This is a genomic window from Nocardia anocheti (assembly GCF_029675105.1).
Classification (GTDB): domain Bacteria; phylum Actinomycetota; class Actinomycetes; order Mycobacteriales; family Mycobacteriaceae; genus Nocardia.
In genome coordinates, this window is record NZ_JAQQFV010000008.1 from 102,846 (window position 1) to 121,105 (window position 18,260).

Here is an 18,260-nt window from a genome sequence, read left to right on the forward strand (position 1 = left end):
TGTTCCACCTCACCCATCACCGAAACTTGTTGCCTCGCCTGCCCTTCGCTCGCGCGCGGGTGGTCTCAGGCGACCGGCGCGCGCAGATCCTCGAGTACCAGGACCACCTCGGCGGGACCGGGGTTGCCCGGGGCCGCGTCGTCGGCGATCACGGCGCGCAGGTCCTCGAGTTCGGCGGTGTCGACCGTCTCCAACGCGGCGCGGTCGCCGAACAGGTGGCTCACCCATTCCTCGGCGAGCGCGTCCGAGTTCGCCAGCACCATCGACGCACCGGCCACCCCGGCGGCGACCGGCTCGACCAGGGCGGCGAAGCTGTCACCCGCGCCGTGGCCGAAGGTGCGTGACTCGTAGGTCAATTCCGCGTCGGCGCGCACCCGCGCACCGGCGGTGGCGAGTTCGTCGTAGCTGCGCACGCCGTCGGCGCCGACGAAGGCCGGGTCACCGCCGCGCAGGGCCCTGGTGCGGTCGGCGTAGGTCACCGGACGCGCGGACTGCGTGGACAGTTCGGTCCGCACCGCCGCGTCGTCGAGCACGACCCAGTCGATCTCCCCCGCGGGCGCGCTGCCCAGGGTGATCCCGATCTTGGCGCACGGCTCGCCGCTGTCGCGACCGTTCGGCACCGGCACCACGGCCGCGCCGGACTTGAGTACGGCCCAGACCGCGACGGCCCAGTCGACCCCGCGCGGAAGATCCAGTGCCACACCGGTTCCCGGCCCGAAACCCCGGCCGATCAGCAGCCGGGCCAGGCGCGAGGAGCGGGCGTCGAGCTGCTCGTAGGTCAGCGACTGCTCGCCCCACACCAGCGCCGGGCCGTCCGGGTCGTCCTCGGCGGCGGCGGCGAACGCCTGCGCCAGGGTGGTGCCGCCGGTCGGCGCGCTGGCGGCGGCGGTCTGCTCGGCGCCACCGAGCAGCCGGGCGCGTTCCTGCTCGTCGAGGATGTCGATGTCGCCGATACAGAGCTGCGGGTCGGCGGCGACGGCGGTGAGGATGCGGGCGAAGCGGGTGCCGAGGGTGCGCACGGTGGCCTCGTCGAACAGGTCGGTGGCGTAGTTGAACAGCGTCACCAGCTCGTCGGGCTCCCCGGCGTCGGTGAAGCGCGGTTCCACGTCGACCTGCAGATCGAACTTGGCCGCCACCGCGGTCTCCAGCGCGGTCACGGTCAGGCCCGGCAGTTCCAGCGCGGCGGCCTCGTTGTTGCTGAAGGTGAGCGCCACCTGGAACAGCGGATTGTGCGCGCTGCCCTTGCCCGGCGCGACCACCTCGACGACCCGCTCGAACGGCAGGTCGGCGTGGGCGAAGGCGCCCAGGTCGGTATCGCGGGCCAGGTCGACGGCTTCGTCGAAGGACCCGGCCGGATCGAGCGGGGTGCGCAGGGTCAGCGTGTTGACGAACATGCCGACCAACTCGTCGAGCGCGCGCTCGCCACGACCGGCGACCGCCGTGCCGATGGCGATGTCGGCGGTGCCCGACAGCCGGGCCAGCAGCACGGCCAGCGCCGCGTGCACGACCATGAACAGCGACGACTTGTGGTCGCGGGCCAGCTGGTTCAGCCGCGTGTGCACCTCGGCGGGCAGCCGCAGTTCGGTGGTGGCACCACGCAGCGTCGGGACGGCCGGACGCGGGCGGTCCTGCGGCAGTTCCAGCAGCGGCGGCAGACCGGCCAGCTGCTCGCGCCAGTAGTCGAGTTGGGCGGCGGCGCCCGAGCCGGGCTCGTCGTCGGCGCCGACCACCTCGCGCTGCCAGAGCGCGAAATCGGCGTACTGCACCGGCAGCGGGGTCCAGGCCGGGGCCTGCTGTCCGGCGCGGGCCACGTAGGCGGTCATCAGGTCGCGAGCCAGGGGTGCCAGCGAGGCGCCGTCGGCGGAGATGTGGTGCACCACGAACACCAGCAGCCAGTCGGCGGCCGAACCGTCGGTGAGCAGTCGCACGCGCAGCGGCACCTCACCGGTCACGTCGAAACCGGCCTCGGCCAGCTCGGCGACCCGGGTCAGCACCTCGGTGGTGGTCTCCACCTCGAGGCCCTTCGGCAGCACCTCGGCGACCGTGCGGATCTCCTGCACCGGCGTGCCGTCGACGGCGGGGAAGCGGGTGCGCAGCGACTCGTGCCTGCCGAGCACATCCAGCACCGCCGCGTCGAGAGCGGCGACATCGAGGTCGCCGGACAGGCGCAGGGCGAAGGGGATGTTGTAGGAGCCCGAGGCCGGGTCGAGCTGGTTGAGCACCCACATGCGCTGCTGGGCCAGCGACAGCGGAATCCGTTGCGGCCGTTCGGCGGCCACCAGCGCGGGTCGACCGGCGGCGGCACCGGTGGCGCCGACGCGGGCGGCCAGCGCCGTCACGGTGGGTGTCTCGAACAGGTCGCGGATGGTGAGGTCGGCGTCGAGGGCCTCGTTGATCCGGGCGACGGCGCGGGTGGCCAGCAGCGAGTTGCCGCCGAGCGCGAAGTAGTCGTCGTCGGCGCCGACGCGGGCCATACCGAGCAGGTCGGCGTAGACCCCCGCCACGATCTCCTCGGTCGGCGTGCTCGGCGCGCGGAACACCCCGGCGGTGAAGGTGGGCGCGGGCAGGGCCTTGCGGTCGAGCTTGCCGCTGGTGTTGAGCGGGAAGGCGTCCAGCGTCACCACGGCGGCGGGAATCATGTACGCGGGCAGCGATTCCCCGACGGCGGCCAGCAGCGGCGCCTGCTCGATCTCGGCGCCCGGCTTGGGCACCACATAGGCCACCAGCTGCTCACCGACCGCCGAATCGGCGACGATCGCCACGGCCTGGCTGACCTCGGGCTGGGCCAGCAGCGCGGTCTCGATCTCGCCGAGCTCGATGCGCTGACCACGGAACTTCACCTGGAAATCCGTGCGGCCCAGGTATTCCAGCACGTGCGTGTCGGCGGTCGGCGTACGCCAGACGACGAGGTCACCGGTGCGGTACATGCGCGCGCCGGGCTCGAAGGGGTTGGCCACGAACCGATCCGAGGTGAGATCGGGCCGCGCGACATACCCGCGCGCGAGCTGGTCACCGGCGAGATACAGCTCGCCGACCACCCCGGCCGGAACCGGACGCAGCCGCGCGTCCAGCACGAAGACCCGGGTGTTCCACTGCGGCACGCCGATCGGCACCGAGCCACGATCGGTCTCGCCCGCGGGCCAGTAGGTCACCGACACGGCGGCCTCGGTGGGGCCGTACAGGTTGTGCACCTGCGCGCTCGACACCGCGCGCAGCGCCGCGACCGTCTCCGGCGGCAGCGCCTCGCCGATGGCGAACACGTCGCGCAGTGTGGGGATCGAGCCCGCGGTGGTGTGCGCGGCGAACACGGTGAGCATGGACGGCACGAAATCCGTCACCGTGACGCCCTGGGCCGCAATGGTTTCGGCGATGTAGGCCGGATCGCGGTGCCCGTCGTGGGTGGCCACCACCAGCTTGGCGCCGGTGCGCAGCGGCATGAAGTAGCCCCACAGCGACACGTCGAAGGTGGTCGCGGTCTTCTGCAGGTAGACGTCGCCCGGGCCCAGCGGGTACTCCGCGAGCATCCAGGCGGTCTGGTTGTCGATCGCCGCGTGCGAGACCGCGACGCCCTTGGGACGGCCGGTCGAGCCCGAGGTGAAGATGACGTAGGCCGGGTGCTGCGGCAGCACCGGACGCAGCAGTTCGGCGGCGGTCAGCGGCTCGGCCGAGAAGTCGTCCAGCGCGGCGGTATCCAGGGTGATCACCGGCGTCCCGGCGGGCACCTCGACGGCGTCCGCGGTGGTGGTGAGCACACACACCGGCTGCGCGGTGTCGAGAATGTGCGCGATGCGCTCGGCCGGGTGATCCGGGTCCAGCGGCACGTACGCGCCACCGGCGGTGACGATCGCGTACATGCCCACGACCAGATCCAGCGAGCGCCGCACGGCCAGGCCGACCAGCGCTTCCGCGCCGACCCCGCGCCGCACCAGCAGCCGGGCCAGCCGGTTCACCCGCTCGTCGAACTCGCGGTAGGTCAGTTCGGCGCCCTCGTAGGCCACCGCGATCGCCTCGGGGTGCGCGGCCACGGCCTTGCGGTAGCCGTCGAGCAGCAGCGCGGAGGGCAGCGTGTGCGCGGTGTCGTTCCAGCCCACCAGGATTCGCTCGCGCTCGGCGGGCTCGAGCAGCTCGATCGCGCCGACGGGGCGGGCCGGATCGGCGACGACCTGGGTGAGCAGGCGCACCAGCCGGTCGGCGAAACGGGCGACGGTGGCCTCGTCGAACAGGTCGGTGGCGTAGGTGAACGCGGCCGAGACACCGTCGGCGACCCCGTCGGTCTCCAGCGGCACCATGGTCAGTTCCAGGTCGAACTTGGCGAACGGGGTGGCCAGGTCGACCCCGGCCACGGTGAGCCCGGGCAGTTGCAGTTCGGTGCTCGCCAGGTTCTGGAAGGTGAGCATCACCTGGAACAGCGGGTGGCGAGCCATGGACCGGGCCGGATCGAGCAGTTCGACCAGCCGCTCGAACGGCACGTCGGCGTGACCGAAGGCCGCCACGTCGGTGGTGCGGACCGTGCCGAGCAGCTCGCCGAAGCCGCGGGCCTGGTCGACCTCGGTGCGCAGCACCAGGGTGTTGACGAACATGCCGATCACGTCGTCGAGCACGGCCTCACCGCGCCCGGCCACCGGCGTGCCCACCGCGATGTCGGTGGTGCCCGACAGGCGCGCCAGCAGCACCGCCAGCGCGGTGTGGACCACCATGAACAGCGTCGAATTGTGTTCGCGCGAGAGGCGATCCAGCGCGGCGTGCACCTCGGCGGGGATGCGGAAGTCGTAGCTCGCGCCGCGATTGGTCATGGCGGCGGGGCGCGGACGGTCGGCGGGCAGGTCCAATTGTTCGGGCAACCCGGCCAGTTCGTCACGCCAGAACGAGATCTGCTGGGCCAGTAGCGAATCCGGGTCGGACTCGGCGCCCAGGGTGTCGCGCTGCCACAGCGTGAAGTCGGCGTACTGCACCGGCAGGGCGTGCCAGCGCGGGGCGAGCCCACGCAGGCGATCGGAGTAGGCCGAGATCAGGTCGCGGGTCAGCGGCGCCATGGAGAAACCGTCGGCGGCGATGTGGTGGACCACGCACAGCAGCACGTGTTCCCGCTCGCCGAGACGGAACAGGCGCAGCCGCACCGGCGGTGCCTGCGTCACGTCGAAACCGGCCACGGCCAGCTCACCGATGAGCGCGGGCAGCTGCTCGGCGGTCGCGTCGACCACCTCGAGGCGAGGGACCGCGCGCGGATCGCTGACCGGCAGCACCAACTGCACGGCGTCGCCATCGACCACCGCGTTGTGATCGGCGGGCCCGGAGGCGGTAGCGGAGCGTGACCACGCAGGGCCCTCGGTCGCGACGCCATATACCGGGTAGATGGTGCGCAGTACTTCGTGGCGGGCGACGAGATCGGTGACCGCGGCGCGCATGGCGGCCAGGTCGAGCACGCCCGACAGCCGCACCGGCAGCGGAATGTTGTTGGCGCCACTGGCCGGATCGAACCGGTTGAGGAACCACATCCGCTGCTGCGCGTAGGACAGCGGGATCTGTTCCGGGCGGTCCTGCGCCGTCAGCGGATGACCGGTGCCGACGCCGATGTGCGATTCGACGCGCGCGGCCAGCGTCGAGACCGTCGACGCCTCGAACACCAGCTGCACCGGCACCCGGGTCTCGAGCGCGGTGCCGATGCGGGCCACCGCCTGCGCGGCCAGCAGCGAGTTGCCGCCCAGCTCGAAGAAGTCGTCGTCGGCGCCGACCTGTTCGCTGTCGTCGGGCACCAGCAGGTCGGCGAACACCCTGGCCACGATCTCCTCGACCGGGGTGCTCGGCGCGCGGTAGGCCCGCGCGGTGAAGGTGGGCTCCGGCAACGCTTTCCGGTCCAGCTTGCCGACCGGAGTCAGCGGGATCTCGTCGAGCAGCATGACCGCCGCGGGCACCATGTACGCGGGCAGCAGCCCGGCCAGGTGCGCGGTGAGCTCGGCCGGGGTCACCGCGGCTCCCGCGCGGGGCAGCACGTAGGACACCAGCGAGGTCGCGCCGCTGGCCAGTGTGCGGCCCAGGGTGGCGGCGAAGTCCACGTCGGGGTGGGTGGTGAGCGCGTTGTCGATCTCGCCCAATTCGATGCGCAGGCCGCGGATCTTGACCTGGAAGTCCGAGCGGCCCAGGTACTCGAAATCGCCGGAGGCGCTGCGGCGCACCAGGTCACCGGTGCGGTAGAGGCGGCCACCGGGCGCACCGGCGTCGGCGCCGAACGGATTGGCGACGAACCGCTCCGCCGTCAGGCCGGGGCGATCCAGATAGCCCTGTGCCAGTGCGGGTCCCGCCAGATACAGCTCGCCGACCACTCCGGCGGGCACCGGCCGCAGCCGCGCGTCGAGCACGAACGCGGCCACACCTGGGATCACCGAACCCAGCGTCACCGGCTGACCGGCGACCATCTCGCCGGTGGTCACCATGACGGTGGCCTCGGTCGGGCCGTAGGCGTTGAACACCGAACGGCCCCGCGCCGCCCAGCGATCCACCAGTTCCGGGCCGAGCTTGTCACCACCGGTGACGACCACCCGCACGCTCTCGACGGCGTTCACGTCGACCGATTCCAGCGCACCGGGCGTGATCAGCAGGTGCGAAACCTGTTCGCGGCGAACCAGATCGGCCAGCTCCACGCCACCGAACACCGTCGGCGGCACCACCACGAGGGTGGCGCCAGCGCTGAAGGTGAACAGCATCTCCATCAGGGAGAAGTCGAAGCTGGGCGAACTCAGGTGGGTCACCCGCGCGTCGGCGTCGATGCGGTACTGCCTGCCGACGGCGGCCATGGTCGCCAGTCCGGCCTGGGTCACGGCGACGCCCTTGGGCAGGCCGGTGGAGCCGGAGGTGTAGATGAGGTAGGCGGGGTGACGCTCGTCGAGGGTGCGGACCCGGTCGCTGTAGGAGATGGCGTGCGCGGGGCGGGTCGCGACGGCGGCGGCCAGGGTGGGGTCGTCGAGTTCGAGCCAGGCGGTGCTGTCACCGAGGCTGTCGCGATGCGCGGTGGTGGTGAGGCCGAGTACGGCCCGCGAATCGGTGACGATGTGGGCGATGCGGTCGGCCGGGTAGGCGGGGTCGATCGGCACGTAGGCCGCGCCGGTCTTGGCCACCGCCCACACGCTCAGCACCGACTCCACCGAGCGGGTGATCGCGACGGCGACGATGTCACCGGGGCCGACACCGCGCCCGATCAGCTCGCGGGCCAGCTGGGAGGACCGCTCGTCGAGTTCGCGGTAGGTGAGTTCGCGCTGGTCGGCGGGCTCGCCGGTGGGATTGAACCGAAGGGCGACGGCCTCGGCGGCCGATTCGACCGCTGCCGTCAGCAACTGCCCGAAAGTCGGACTGCTCGACCGGCGACGGCGGTTACCGCGGGCAGAACGACGGGCAGTTTCCATTCGGGTTCATTCACCTCTCATCGAGCCTGGACGCGCGGCGACACCGCACCGTGCAGATCGAGCCATCATATCGACCGGTGACATCGCCCTGCCGGTCGCGCCGGTGCCCCCAGCACTCGGGGCCCAGAGGAGTATCGGCCCGACCCCGGACGGTGTTGCCGGTTCAACGGCAAAGTGACGGGGGTCATAGCCAACCACCGCCACTGTGCTCACGCGAAGGAATTCGCGTCGAAAACGCTCGCTCAGTGCGAGGACGGGCCCCATTCCAGCGGCACACCCTTGGCGGCCAGGTAGGGCATGGGGTCCATCTTGGCGCCGCCCTGATCCCAGATCTCGAGGTGCAGGTGCGGGCCGGTGGACTGGCCGCGGTTGCCGACGGTCGCGATGACATCGCCCGCGTTGACCCGCTGACCCTCGCTGACCAGCATCTCGTTGACGTGGCCGTAGACGGCGGTGGTGCCGTCGTCCTGCAGCACCCGCACCCACAGGCCGAAGCCCGAGGCCGGGCCCGCCTCGATGACGGTGCCGTTGGACACGGAGTGGATGGGCGCGCCGATCTGGTCGGCGAAGTCGAGGCCGTAGTGCATGGCACCCCAGCGGGAGCCGAAGCCGGAGCTGATCGGGCCCGCGACCGGGCGCACGCTCTGCGGCGGCGCGACCTGGTGCTGGATGCCCTGGATGATGTCCTCGACCTGGCTGAGCGGGCCCGCGATCTCGGGCGGCAGGTTGCCGATGCCGAACGGCGCGGCCACGGGGGCGGCGATCGGGGCGGCGACGGCGTCGACCTGGGTGGGGGCCTCGGTGTGCGCGGAGACTTCCTGCGCGGCGACCAGGTTCACGTCCTGGCGGGCCGACTCGGGGACGACGGAATCCTGCACGTCGTCGTGGGTCGGCAGCAGCGGGGCGGCGTAGGCGATGGTGGGGGCGATCTGGGCGGCGATGCCGACCAGCGCACCGGTGGCGACAGCGGCGCTGGCGGCCACGCGCACCCGATCGGTCCGCGAGGGCTCGGCACGGTGCCTGCTGGGGCGCCCGGCCGCTCCGTCACCCAGCAGAGCCTGCACGGAGATCGATTCGGGGCCAACCCGGTGCTGCGACAACGTTTCGTCCTAGCGTCCGACTACAAGGAAAACGTCACCGGCGGGGCCGGTCCGGGAGCCTCCGAAGTGGTACCCGGTGCCGAACTGTCTGTAACGGTTCGGCATCCGTTGTGACGGGAACTCTACTCGGCCGTGATCATTCCGCAACCTTCTGGGGAATAAACGCAGGTAGATGACGTATCGCACAGTCACGGACGTCGTGTCCGACGGCTCACATCGAGTGCCAGGGGGCTGAACACGCGCCCGGACGAGCAGACTCTGAGCCATGGTGCTCGAGAGCTTGCGTGTCCCCATCGTCGCCGCGCCCATGGCGGGCGGCCCCACCACACCGGAACTCACCGCCGCGGTCTCGGCCGCGGGCGGCTTCGGCCAGGTGGCCGCCGGATACCTGACCGTCGCGGCGCTCGCCGAGCAGATCGCGGCCACCCGCGCCGCCACCGCCGCGCCGTTCGGCGTCAACCTCTTCTCCCCCGGCCCGGTGACCGAACCGGCCGACTACGCCGCCTACCTCGCCGAACTCGGCGCGCGCTTCCCCCTCGGCACCCCCACCCACGACACCGACGCCTGGGACGAGAAGCTCGACCTGCTGGTCGCCGACCCGGTCGCGGTGGTCTCGACGACCTTCGGCTGTCCCACCGCCGTGGAGATCGACCGCCTGCACGCCGTCGGCACCGAGGTCTGGGTGACGGTGACCTCCCCCGCCGAGGCCCTCATCGCCTTCGACGCGGGCGCCGACGCGCTGATCGCCCAGGGCGCCGAGGCGGGCGGACACCGGGCCAGTTTCGTCGACGACCCCGCCGACGACCCGGTCGACGCACTCGCCCTGCTGCCGCTGCTGCAACTGCTCACGGCCGTCACTGATCGGCCGCTGGTGGCCGCGGGCGGCATCGCCACCGGCGCGGGCGTGGCCGCCGTACTCGCCGCGGGCGCGCGGGCCGCCCAGCTCGGCACCGCCCTGCTGCGCTGCGCCGAGGCGGGCACCAACCCCGTGCACCGCGCCGCGCTCGGCTCGACCGAACCGACCATGCTCACCCGCGCCTTCACCGGACGACGCGCGCGCGGCATCCGCAACCGTTTCCTCGTCGAGCACTCGGCCGACGCGCCCGCCGCCTACCCCGAAATCCACTACGCCACCGCCCCGTTGCGGGCCACCGCGCGGACCGCGGGCAACCCCGACGAGGTGAACCTATGGGCGGGCCAAGCCCATGCGCTGAGCACCGGGCAATCGGCAAGCGAACTGGTCAGCGACCTCGCCGCTGACGCGAAAAGCGCTCTCCGAAAAGCACTTTCGGATTGAATCCAGGGTTATTGACAACGAATTTCGTTTAGACTCGGACAGGCACACCCCGCCCCAAGCTGGAGGAGAGCGCCATGTCCCTCGATGTACCCGCCGCCTTGCTCGAACGCGCCGAACAGGGCGATATCGACGACGCGGAATTCGTCGAATGCGTCCGCACATCACTGCCCTACGCCTGGGAAGTGGTGAGCCGGGTCGCGGGCGAACTGCGTGACGGCGACGCGGAATTCGCCGACAACGTGGTACCCCCGCCGGACGAGGTCGCCCGCGGCCAGCTGCTGCGCGCCCTGGCCTCCGACGCCATCCGCGGCGGCCTGGAACGCCACTTCGGCGTCAAGCTGGCCTTCCAGAACTGCCACCGCGTCGCGGCCTTCCCACTGTCCTCGGTCGGCGGCGAGACCTACACCCGCTACATCAGCCCCCGCGCCCAGCTCTTGAACCAGAGCCCCGAACTGCGCAACTGCTGACTTCCGGTCGACAACTGAATATCGACAACTGCATCGCACAACAGAATCCGACAACTGAATACGACACAGCGGGCGTGGAATCCAATTCCACGCCCGCTGTCGGTTTTCCGGGTCAGCCCAGGGTGACGACCTCGAGTTCCCCCTCGGCGTACTGGGCGCGCAGGCGCTTCTTGTCGAACTTGCCGACGCTGGTCTTGGGGACCTCCGCGATGAAGGTCCAGCGCTCCGGCAGCTGCCACTTGGCGAACTTGTCGGCCAGGAAGTCGCGCAGTTCGGCGGCCTCGGTGGCCGAGCCCTCGGCCCGCACGATGGCCACCAGCGGGCGCTCGTCCCACTTCTCGTCGGGCACGCCGATCACGGCGGCCTCGGCCACGGACGGGTGGCCCATCACGGCGTTCTCCAGGTCCACCGAGGAGATCCACTCGCCGCCGGACTTGATCACGTCCTTGGAGCGGTCGACCAGGGTGAGGTAGCCGTTGGGGCTGATCTTGCCGACGTCGCCGGTGCGCAGCCAGCCGTCGTCGAACTTGTCCGGGTCGATCTCGGCGCCGGTGGGCGAGTAGTAGGAGCCGGTGATCCAGGCGCCGCGCACCTCGAGCTCACCGAGCGATTCACCGTCGTTGGGCACCACCTTGCCGTCGTCGCCGACCAGGCGGGCCTCGACATTGGCCGGGAAGCGGCCCTGGGTGTAGCGGTAGGCCCAGGCCTCCTCGCCCTCGGCCCCGGCGGGCGCGTGCGCGACGCTGCCCAGCGGCGAGGTCTCGGTCATGCCCCACGCGTGCAGGATGCGCACGCCGTGCTTCTCCTCGAACGCGCGCATCATCGACGGCGGCACCGCCGAACCACCGACCACGGCGGTGTGCAGGTGCGAGATGTCCTGCGGCTGGGCGGCCAGCGCGGCCAGCACGCCACCCCAGATGGTCGGCACGGCGGCGGCGAAGGTCGGCTTCTCCGAGGCCATCATCTCCAGCAGCGGCGCGGGCTGCAGGAAACGGTCCGGCATCAGGATGTTGGCGCCCGACATCAGCGCCGCGTACGGCAGGCCCCAGGCGTTGGCGTGGAACAGCGGCACGATCGCGAGCACGTAGTCCGAGCCCTGGAAGCCCATGCCGTTGGGCGAGTTCACCTGCATGGCGTGCAGCCAGTTGGAGCGGTGCGAGTAGACGACACCCTTCGGGTCACCGGTGGTGCCCGAGGTGTAACACATCGCGGCGGCCGAACGCTCGTCGATCACCGGGAAGTCGAACTCGGCGGACTGGCCGTCGAGCAGCTCGCGGTAGGCGTGCACCGTGACGCCCTCGGGCGCGGTGAGCGCGGCGGCGTCACCGTTGACGACGATCACGTGCTTGACGGTCTTCAGGTTCGGCAGGTACTGCGCGAACAGCGGCAGCAGCGTGCCGTCGACGAGAACCACCTGGTCCTCGGCGTGATTGGCGACGAACACCAGCTGCTCGGGGAAGAGTCGGATGTTGAGCGCGTGCAGCACCGCGCCCATCGCGGGCACCGCGATGTAGGCGGTCATGTGCTCGTTGTTGTTCCACATGAAGGTGCCGACGCGGTCGCCCTCGCCGATGCCGAGCCCACGCAGCGCATTGGCCAGGCGGGCCGAGTCGGCGCCCAGCTCGCGGTAGGTCATGGTGCGCACGCCGTCACCGGTCCAGGTGGACACGGTCGAATCGCCCTGGAAAGTGGCGGCGTAGTTCAGCAGTGTGGCCAGCGACAGCTGGTCGTTCTGCATGGTGCTCAGCATTGTGGTGCTCCTTCGGTCCCTGCCATGGCATGAGCCACGTCACACCGGATGCTACCGAAAAGTATGCGTTCGGAGATTGTTTCCTCCGGCAACATTCCTGCAGGCACGAAGGGTCAGCGCGAAGAAGGCGGCGGGTCGTGCGGCGGCTGGGCGCCGGGGCCGCGATGATGCGCCGGAACGCCCGGTCCGGCGTGCTCGGCGTTGTGCACCGCGTCGACCACCAGCCGCCGGACGTGGTCGTTGTCGAGGCTGTAGTAGATGGTGGTGCCCTCGCGCCGGGTCCGCACCAGCCGCGCCATCCGCAATTTCGCCAGATGCTGCGAGACCGAGGGCCCCGGCTTCCCCACCCGCTGGGCCAGCTCGTTGACCGACAGTTCCGCGTCCGCCAGCGCCCACAGCACCTGCACCCGGGTGGCGTCGGCCAGCATCCGGAACACCTCGACCACCAGGCCGACCTGGTCCTCGTCCAGTGGCGGGCGGGCATCTGCGTTCATGCGCAGATAATAGTTCGGTCAGCTCAGGGCCAGGTCCGCGAGGGCGGTCCAGTCGGCCAGCACCTGCTTGCGCCGGGCCCGGTCCCGCCCGACCATCTCGTCGAGGGTGGCCCCGCGCACCAGATTGATGGTGAGCCAGAACGTGCTCTCCAGTCGGTCACGCGGGATCGCGGGGTCGATGAGCGCGGCGCAGCGATCGAGCAGCTCGACGGTGAGATCGTGCTGCACGCGCAACATCTCGCGTCGCAGCGGCGCGTCGTTGGCGATGCCGACATACAGCTCCACCGCCGCGCGACCGAGCTGCCCCGCGAAGGTCGCGGTGACCAACCCCACCAGCACCGCCCCCGCCGACGACTCGGCCGCCACCGCTTTCGCCTTGCGCTGCATGGCTTCTCGCTGACGCTCGGTGAGATGACCGATGGTCTGCGCGAAAAGCTCGCCGCGCGTGTGGAACTGGTGCAGCTGCGCCCCGCGCGTGACACCCGCGCGCGCGGTGATGTCGGCGATCGACGCGCCCGTGTAGCCGACCTCGGCCAGGCTCTCGATGGCGGCGTCGAGCAGCAGCGTGCGCGTGCGCAGACTCTTCTCCTGGTGCTTGTTCGGCGGCAGCGCGGACATCGCACCAGTATAGAGGCAGAAAATTCCGTGCTGCCTTGCACGTAATTCCATGCTGGACGTACTGTTGCCGACATGGCTGTTGACCGGATGCTGCCCACCGACGAAGCGCGCGAGCTGATCGAGCTGACCCGCGACATCGCCGACAAGGTCCTGGAACCGCGCGTCGCCGAGAGCGAGAAGACCGGCGTCTTCCCCGAGGGCGTGTTCCCGGCGCTCGGCGCGGCCGGGCTGCTGAGCCTGCCGTATCCGGAGGAGTTCGGCGGCGGCGCGCAACCCTACGAGGTCTACCTGCAGGTACTCGAGGAATTGGCCAGCCGCTGGGCGGCCGTCGCCGTCGCCGTGAGCGTGCACGGCCTGAGCTGCCATCCCCTGTTCACCTACGGCACCGACGAGCAGAAACAGCAGTGGCTCGCCACCATGCTCTCCGGCGAAACCGTCGGCGCCTACAGCCTTTCCGAGGCGCACGCGGGCTCCGACGCCGCCGCCCTGCGCTGCCGCGCCACCCCCGTCGACGGCGGCTACCGGCTCACCGGCACCAAAGCGTGGATCACCAACGGCGGCCGCGCCGATTTCTACACCCTGTTCGCCCGCACCGGCGAGGGCTCGCGCGGCATCTCCTGCTTCCTCGTCCCCGCCGACACCGCGGGCCTGAGCTTCGGCAAGCTCGAGGAGAAGATGGGCCTGCGCGGCATTCCCACCACCACCGCCGCCTACGACGACGCCTTCCTCCCCACCGAACGCCGCATCGGCGAAGAGGGACAAGGCCTTTCGATCGCCTTCAGCGCCCTGGACGCGGGCCGCCTCGGCATCGCCGCCGTGGCCACCGGCGTCGCCCAGCGCGCCCTCGACGAGGCCGTCGCCTATGCCAAGGAACGAGAGGCGTTCGGCCGCAAGATCATCGACCACCAGGGTCTCGGTTTCGTCCTCGCCGACATGGCCGCCGCCGTCGACACCGCCCGCGCCACCTACCTCGACGCCGCGCGCCGCCGCGACGCCGGTCTGGCGTACTCGCGCCAGGCCAGCGTCGCCAAGCTGGTCGCCACCGATGCCGCCATGAAGGTGACCACCGACGCCGTGCAGGTCTTCGGCGGCTACGGCTACACCCAGGACTTCCCCGTGGAGCGCTACATGCGCGAGGCGAAGGTCATGCAGATCTTTGAAGGCACCAATCAGATCCAGCGCCTGGTTATCGCTCGCCATCTCGCCGGGTAGCTATCCCGCCACGCGCTGCTCAACGCGGGTCGACGCGTTCGGGCAACCATTCAGTAAACTGGACGGCATCTCGAGACCTCGGGCGAAAGAGGTGCGCGATGCTGTGGTGGTTGATCGTGATCGTGATCGTCTGCGTGGGTCTGCTGCTGTACCTGCGCGCCGAACAGAACCGGCGCACCGCCAGGGAGCTCGAGGAGGCCCAGGCCGACGCCAGGGTGACCATCGAGCGGCTCGGCGGGCAGGTCTACCAGCTCACCCCGCGCAACGAGGCCGCTCGTCAAGCCCTGGCCGACGCCTCCGAGCGCTACAACGCCGCGGGCGGCCAGATCGACCGCGCCACCTCCGCCGCTCAGGCGGGCCTGGCCAAACAGTCCGCCGTCGAGGGCCTCTACTACATCGCCGCCGCCCGCACCGCTATGAACATGGACCCCGGCCCGCCCATCCCCCCGCTCCCCGGCCAGGACGTCGCTGGCCGCGTCGACCAGCCCCGCGTGATCGAACACGACGGCCGCCGCATCGCGGCCTCCCCCGCCGCGTCCCCCGGTACCCCCAACTACTACCCCGGCGGCCGCGTCGCCGGGCGGCCCGTTCCGGCAGGCTGGTACTCCGAACCGTGGTGGCGGCCCGCCCTGATCGCCGGGGCGTGGGGTGCCGGGTCGGCGCTGCTGTTCACGTCGCTGTTCGCCGGAATGCCGGGAGTCGGGTACGACGCGCAGGCGTTCGAGGACGGGTCCGGGGAAGCCGCCCTCGACCAGGGCGACCCCGGCGTCGACCCCACCGGATTCGACGACCCGAGCGGTTTCGACGATCCCAGCTGGGGCGGCGGCACCGACACCGGTTTCGACGGAGGATTCGACGGCGGGTTCGCCTGACCCTCAGCTCCTGGTCTGACACTCGGCCAGTTCCGCGGTCTCACGCCGCACCTGTTCGGAGGCGGGCAGCCGGTCGGCGACCAGCCGGACACGCGGATTCTGGTTCGCGATCTGCTGCGCCGAGGCGGCGATGAGCTCGCGCGCGGCGGTCTTCAGATGATCCGGATCGCCCGGATCGACGGCCGCCATCTCGGTCGCGCGGGACCGGTCCGCCAGATGCAGACCATCGAACAGCAGGATCAATTCGGCCTGCGCCGACCGCCATTCGTCCGGGAACAACTCGGGAATCGGCAGCTCCGCGACCCCCCGCCGCGCGGTGTCGGCCGCCGTGGCCCGCGCCGTCAACATGGCCGCGGCCGCGTCCCGATACTGCACCGGCGTCAACTGCCCACCACCCGCCTCGGCCGCCTGCAGATCGGCCCGATACCGCGTCTGCACCACACACACCGACCGATAGAACGCGACCATCCCCGCCTGCACCCGCGGCCCCGCCCCCTCGATCTCCGCCGCCCGCGCCACCACCGCCGGATCGGCCTCCGACGTCACCGCCCTCCCCACCAACCCCCCTTCGACCGCACACCCACCCAGCACCCCACACGCCGCCACCGCGACCAGCACCCCTCGAAAACCCGCCCGACCAGCCATGACCAGGTACTCCTCGGAAGAAGAACACTCAGCATGCGCACCATCGCCCCACGGGGCGGAAACAAACCGAACGCTAGATCACCCACCCCTGAGTACCCCACCCCACACCCATTTCACATCCGGCGTGTCGCCCCACCACCAAGGTTGTAACCACCCCACCCCCACCCGGTAGACTCCCTTCGTCCCCCAGGGACCCCCGCCTTCGTAGCTCAGGGGATAGAGCACCGCTCTCCTAAAGCGGGTGTCGCAGGTTCGAATCCTGCCGAGGGCACCAGGACTTCTCAGGTCGGCATCGCCGAGTAGGTCACCACGAGTGGAGCGTGGTCGGAGAGTCGCTCGGTGGGTGAGGGTTCCTTGTCTACGACGACAGTCGCCGCGAGGCGGGCGAGAGCCGGTGTCGCGAGTTGGTGGTCCACTCGCCAACCCACATCCTTGGCGAAGGATCGACCCGCCCAGCTCCACCAGGTGAGCGGGCCAGGGCGGTCGCCGTGCACCTGTCGCACCACGTCGACGAGGCGGCGCGTGCCGAGAACCGAACCGAACCACTCACGGTCGGTGGGCAAGAAGCCGTCCATCGTGCGGGCGGCACGCCAGTTGGTCACATCGTGGTGGGTGTGCGCGATGTTCAGGTCGCCGGTGAGGACGAACTCGCGTCCCGCACTCAGCGCCGCGAGCCGGTTCCGATGCGCTTCGCGCGCGAACGCCGCGAGGAACCTTTGCTTCCGTTCGTACCTGACCCCACCGTCGGGCAGTTCGCGCATCGATCCCGGGCGCTGGAGATGCGCGGGCAAACCACCCTTGGGGAGATAGAGGCAGGCCACCGTCACCGGGCGGTCGGCCAGGTCGACCTCGATGTAGCGCCCCTGCGTGGCGAACTCACCGAGTCCGCGGGCCCTGGGTGGGTGGGTCACCCACGTTCGCACGGCAGCGGCGGGAACCTTCGTCAGTACGGCCACGCCGTTACGACCGGCCACGGAACCGACGTCCACCGCCGCCGAATAGCCCGGGAAGGTTCCCACATCAGCTGCGGGACAACGCAATTCCTGCAACCCGACCACATCCGCCGACCTGGTCCGCAACCACTGATCGAATCCACGACGACGTGACGCGCGGATTCCGTTGACATTGAAAGTGGCGACAGTGAAAGAGTCAGCGACCGACGAACCCATGGCAACACTGTGCCGGAGTGCCCTGCGGCCCACCCGGGCAGCTCCGGTACGCACCAGTCGTGTTCTTCGGGATGATCGCCCGCCCATGATGCGCAACTGTCGATCAACGCACCGACGCCGACCCGGCCATCGCGCAGAGAGTTCGAGGGGCAGCGTTCGCGCCATCAGTTCAGGATTCCATGAATACAGATTCGGATGTACTGTTGAGATCGTGGAAGCCGCCCTGCACACCGACGCCCTCGCCCGCTTCGGGCACGCCCTGTCCGACACCACCCGCACCCGCGTGCTGCTCGAATTGCGTTCCGGTCCCGCCTATCCCGCCGATCTCGCCGACACGATCGGGGTCTCGCGCCAGATCCTGTCCAACCATCTGGCTTGCTTGCGTGGCTGTGGGCTGGTCGTGGCCGTGCCGGAAGGTCGACGTTCCCGCTACGAGCTGGCCGACGCTCGGATCGCGGCCGCTCTCGACGACCTGCTCGGACTGGTTCTGACCGTCGACCCTGCGTGCTGCCCGGCCTCGGATACCGACGGGTGCTGCTGATGGTCTCCCTGGGCGTGTCCGCGGATCCGGCGCGCCGAGCGGTGCTGACGCGCCGGATCCGCTGGTTCGTCGCCGCGACCATCACCTACAACGTCATCGAGGCCGTCATCGCGCTCAGCGAGGGAGCGCGAGCGTCCTCCACCGCGCTGATCGGCTTCGGGCTGGATTCGGTGATCGAAGTGTCCTCCGCGGCGGCGGTGGCCTGGCAGTTCGCGGGGCGTGATCCCGAGAAGCGGGAGAAGATCGCGCTGCGGATCATCGCGTTCTCCTTCTTCGCGCTGGCCCTCTACGTCACCGTCGACTCGATCCGCGCGCTGCTCGGCGTCGGCGAGGCCGCGCACTCCCCCGTCGGGATCGCGCTGGCCGCGGTGAGCCTGGCCATCATGCCGGTGCTCTCGGCCGCCCAACGCCGCGCCGGACGCGAACTCGGCTCGGCCTCGGCGGTGGCCGATTCCCAACAAACCCTGCTGTGCACCTACCTCTCCGCCGTACTGCTGGCCGGGCTGCTACTCAACAGCCTCCTCGGCTGGTCCTGGGCCGACCCGATCGCCGCCCTGGTGATCGCCGGGATCGCGGCCAAGGAAGGCCGAAACGCCTGGCGGGGCGATACCTGTTGCCCCACAACGCCGATCGGCGCACGTGCCGAAGACGCCGTGGTCGACGCATGCGCCTGTTGCAACGATGACGACCGGCGATGA

At 70.6% G+C, this 18,260-nt stretch carries 13 protein-coding genes and 1 tRNA gene; 7 read left to right on the plus strand and 7 right to left on the minus strand.

Translation table 11 applies throughout. The annotated features are described in order from the left end of the window. Positions 1-65 precede the first annotated feature (65 nt). Together QC180_RS21500 and QC180_RS21505 are read right to left on the minus strand one after the other, a co-directional pair. Positions 66-7,397: a non-ribosomal peptide synthetase gene (locus tag QC180_RS21500; protein ID WP_278264596.1), complete on the minus strand. Its 7,332-nt coding sequence runs from the start codon at positions 7,395-7,397 to the stop codon at positions 66-68. Between the two features lie 242 nt (positions 7,398-7,639). Continuing rightward, positions 7,640-8,461, minus strand: a complete 822-nt coding sequence (locus QC180_RS21505) for a M23 family metallopeptidase (protein WP_278264597.1) — start codon at positions 8,459-8,461, stop codon at positions 7,640-7,642. Between the two features lie 301 nt (positions 8,462-8,762). Between QC180_RS21505 and QC180_RS21510 the strand changes: the two genes are divergently transcribed. Together QC180_RS21510 and QC180_RS21515 are read left to right on the plus strand one after the other, a co-directional pair. After that, positions 8,763-9,794, plus strand: a complete 1,032-nt coding sequence (locus QC180_RS21510; RefSeq protein ID WP_278264598.1) for a nitronate monooxygenase — start codon at positions 8,763-8,765, stop codon at positions 9,792-9,794. A gap of 74 nt (positions 9,795-9,868) precedes the next feature. Continuing rightward, positions 9,869-10,261, plus strand: a complete 393-nt coding sequence (locus tag QC180_RS21515) for an SCO5389 family protein (RefSeq protein WP_278264599.1) — start codon at positions 9,869-9,871, stop codon at positions 10,259-10,261. Positions 10,262-10,373: 112 nt separating this feature from the next. Here QC180_RS21515 and QC180_RS21520 read toward each other — a convergent pair whose 3' ends face one another. The 3 genes from QC180_RS21520 to QC180_RS21530 form a co-directional block, all read right to left on the minus strand. Then, the gene (locus tag QC180_RS21520) at positions 10,374-12,011 is read right to left on the minus strand and encodes a long-chain fatty acid--CoA ligase (protein WP_278264600.1); all 1,638 of its coding nucleotides are present in this window, start codon (positions 12,009-12,011) and stop codon (positions 10,374-10,376) included. 113 nt (positions 12,012-12,124) lie between these two features. Continuing rightward, positions 12,125-12,505 (minus strand): ArsR/SmtB family transcription factor, encoded by a 381-nt coding sequence (locus QC180_RS21525; RefSeq protein WP_278264601.1) that lies wholly within the window; start codon positions 12,503-12,505, stop codon positions 12,125-12,127. A gap of 18 nt (positions 12,506-12,523) precedes the next feature. Further along, a complete protein-coding gene (locus tag QC180_RS21530; RefSeq protein WP_278264602.1) occupies positions 12,524-13,123 on the minus strand; it encodes a TetR/AcrR family transcriptional regulator in 600 nt (199 codons plus the stop codon). A gap of 72 nt (positions 13,124-13,195) precedes the next feature. Here QC180_RS21530 and QC180_RS21535 point away from each other — a divergent pair, with 72 nt between their 5' ends. Together QC180_RS21535 and QC180_RS21540 are read left to right on the plus strand one after the other, a co-directional pair. Continuing rightward, positions 13,196-14,335 carry an acyl-CoA dehydrogenase family protein gene (locus QC180_RS21535; protein WP_278264603.1) on the plus strand — a complete coding sequence of 380 codons (1,140 nt, stop codon included), beginning with the start codon at positions 13,196-13,198 and terminating at the stop codon, positions 14,333-14,335. A gap of 98 nt (positions 14,336-14,433) precedes the next feature. Continuing rightward, positions 14,434-15,207: a DUF1542 domain-containing protein gene (locus QC180_RS21540; protein ID WP_278264604.1), complete on the plus strand. Its 774-nt coding sequence runs from the start codon at positions 14,434-14,436 to the stop codon at positions 15,205-15,207. 3 nt (positions 15,208-15,210) lie between these two features. On the opposite strand, the gene QC180_RS21545 is transcribed toward QC180_RS21540, so the two are convergent. Then, positions 15,211-15,825 carry a hypothetical protein gene (locus QC180_RS21545; protein ID WP_278264605.1) on the minus strand — a complete coding sequence of 205 codons (615 nt, stop codon included), beginning with the start codon at positions 15,823-15,825 and terminating at the stop codon, positions 15,211-15,213. A 225-nt stretch (positions 15,826-16,050) separates the two neighbouring features. Here QC180_RS21545 and QC180_RS21550 point away from each other — a divergent pair. Next, a tRNA-Arg gene (locus QC180_RS21550) sits at positions 16,051-16,126 on the plus strand. Positions 16,127-16,133: 7 nt separating this feature from the next. Here the strand turns inward: QC180_RS21550 and QC180_RS21555 are convergent. Beyond that, the gene (locus tag QC180_RS21555; RefSeq protein ID WP_278264606.1) at positions 16,134-17,021 is read right to left on the minus strand and encodes an exodeoxyribonuclease III; all 888 of its coding nucleotides are present in this window, start codon (positions 17,019-17,021) and stop codon (positions 16,134-16,136) included. Positions 17,022-17,232: 211 nt separating this feature from the next. Here QC180_RS21555 and QC180_RS21560 point away from each other — a divergent pair, with 211 nt between their 5' ends. Together QC180_RS21560 and QC180_RS21565 are read left to right on the plus strand one after the other, a co-directional pair. After that, on the plus strand, positions 17,233-17,562 hold the full coding sequence (locus QC180_RS21560; RefSeq protein WP_278264607.1) for an ArsR/SmtB family transcription factor: 330 nt from the start codon (positions 17,233-17,235) through the stop codon (positions 17,560-17,562). After that, a complete protein-coding gene (locus tag QC180_RS21565) occupies positions 17,562-18,260 on the plus strand; it encodes a cation efflux transmembrane domain-containing protein (RefSeq protein ID WP_278264860.1) in 699 nt (232 codons plus the stop codon). Before QC180_RS21560 ends, QC180_RS21565 begins: the two co-directional genes overlap by 1 nt.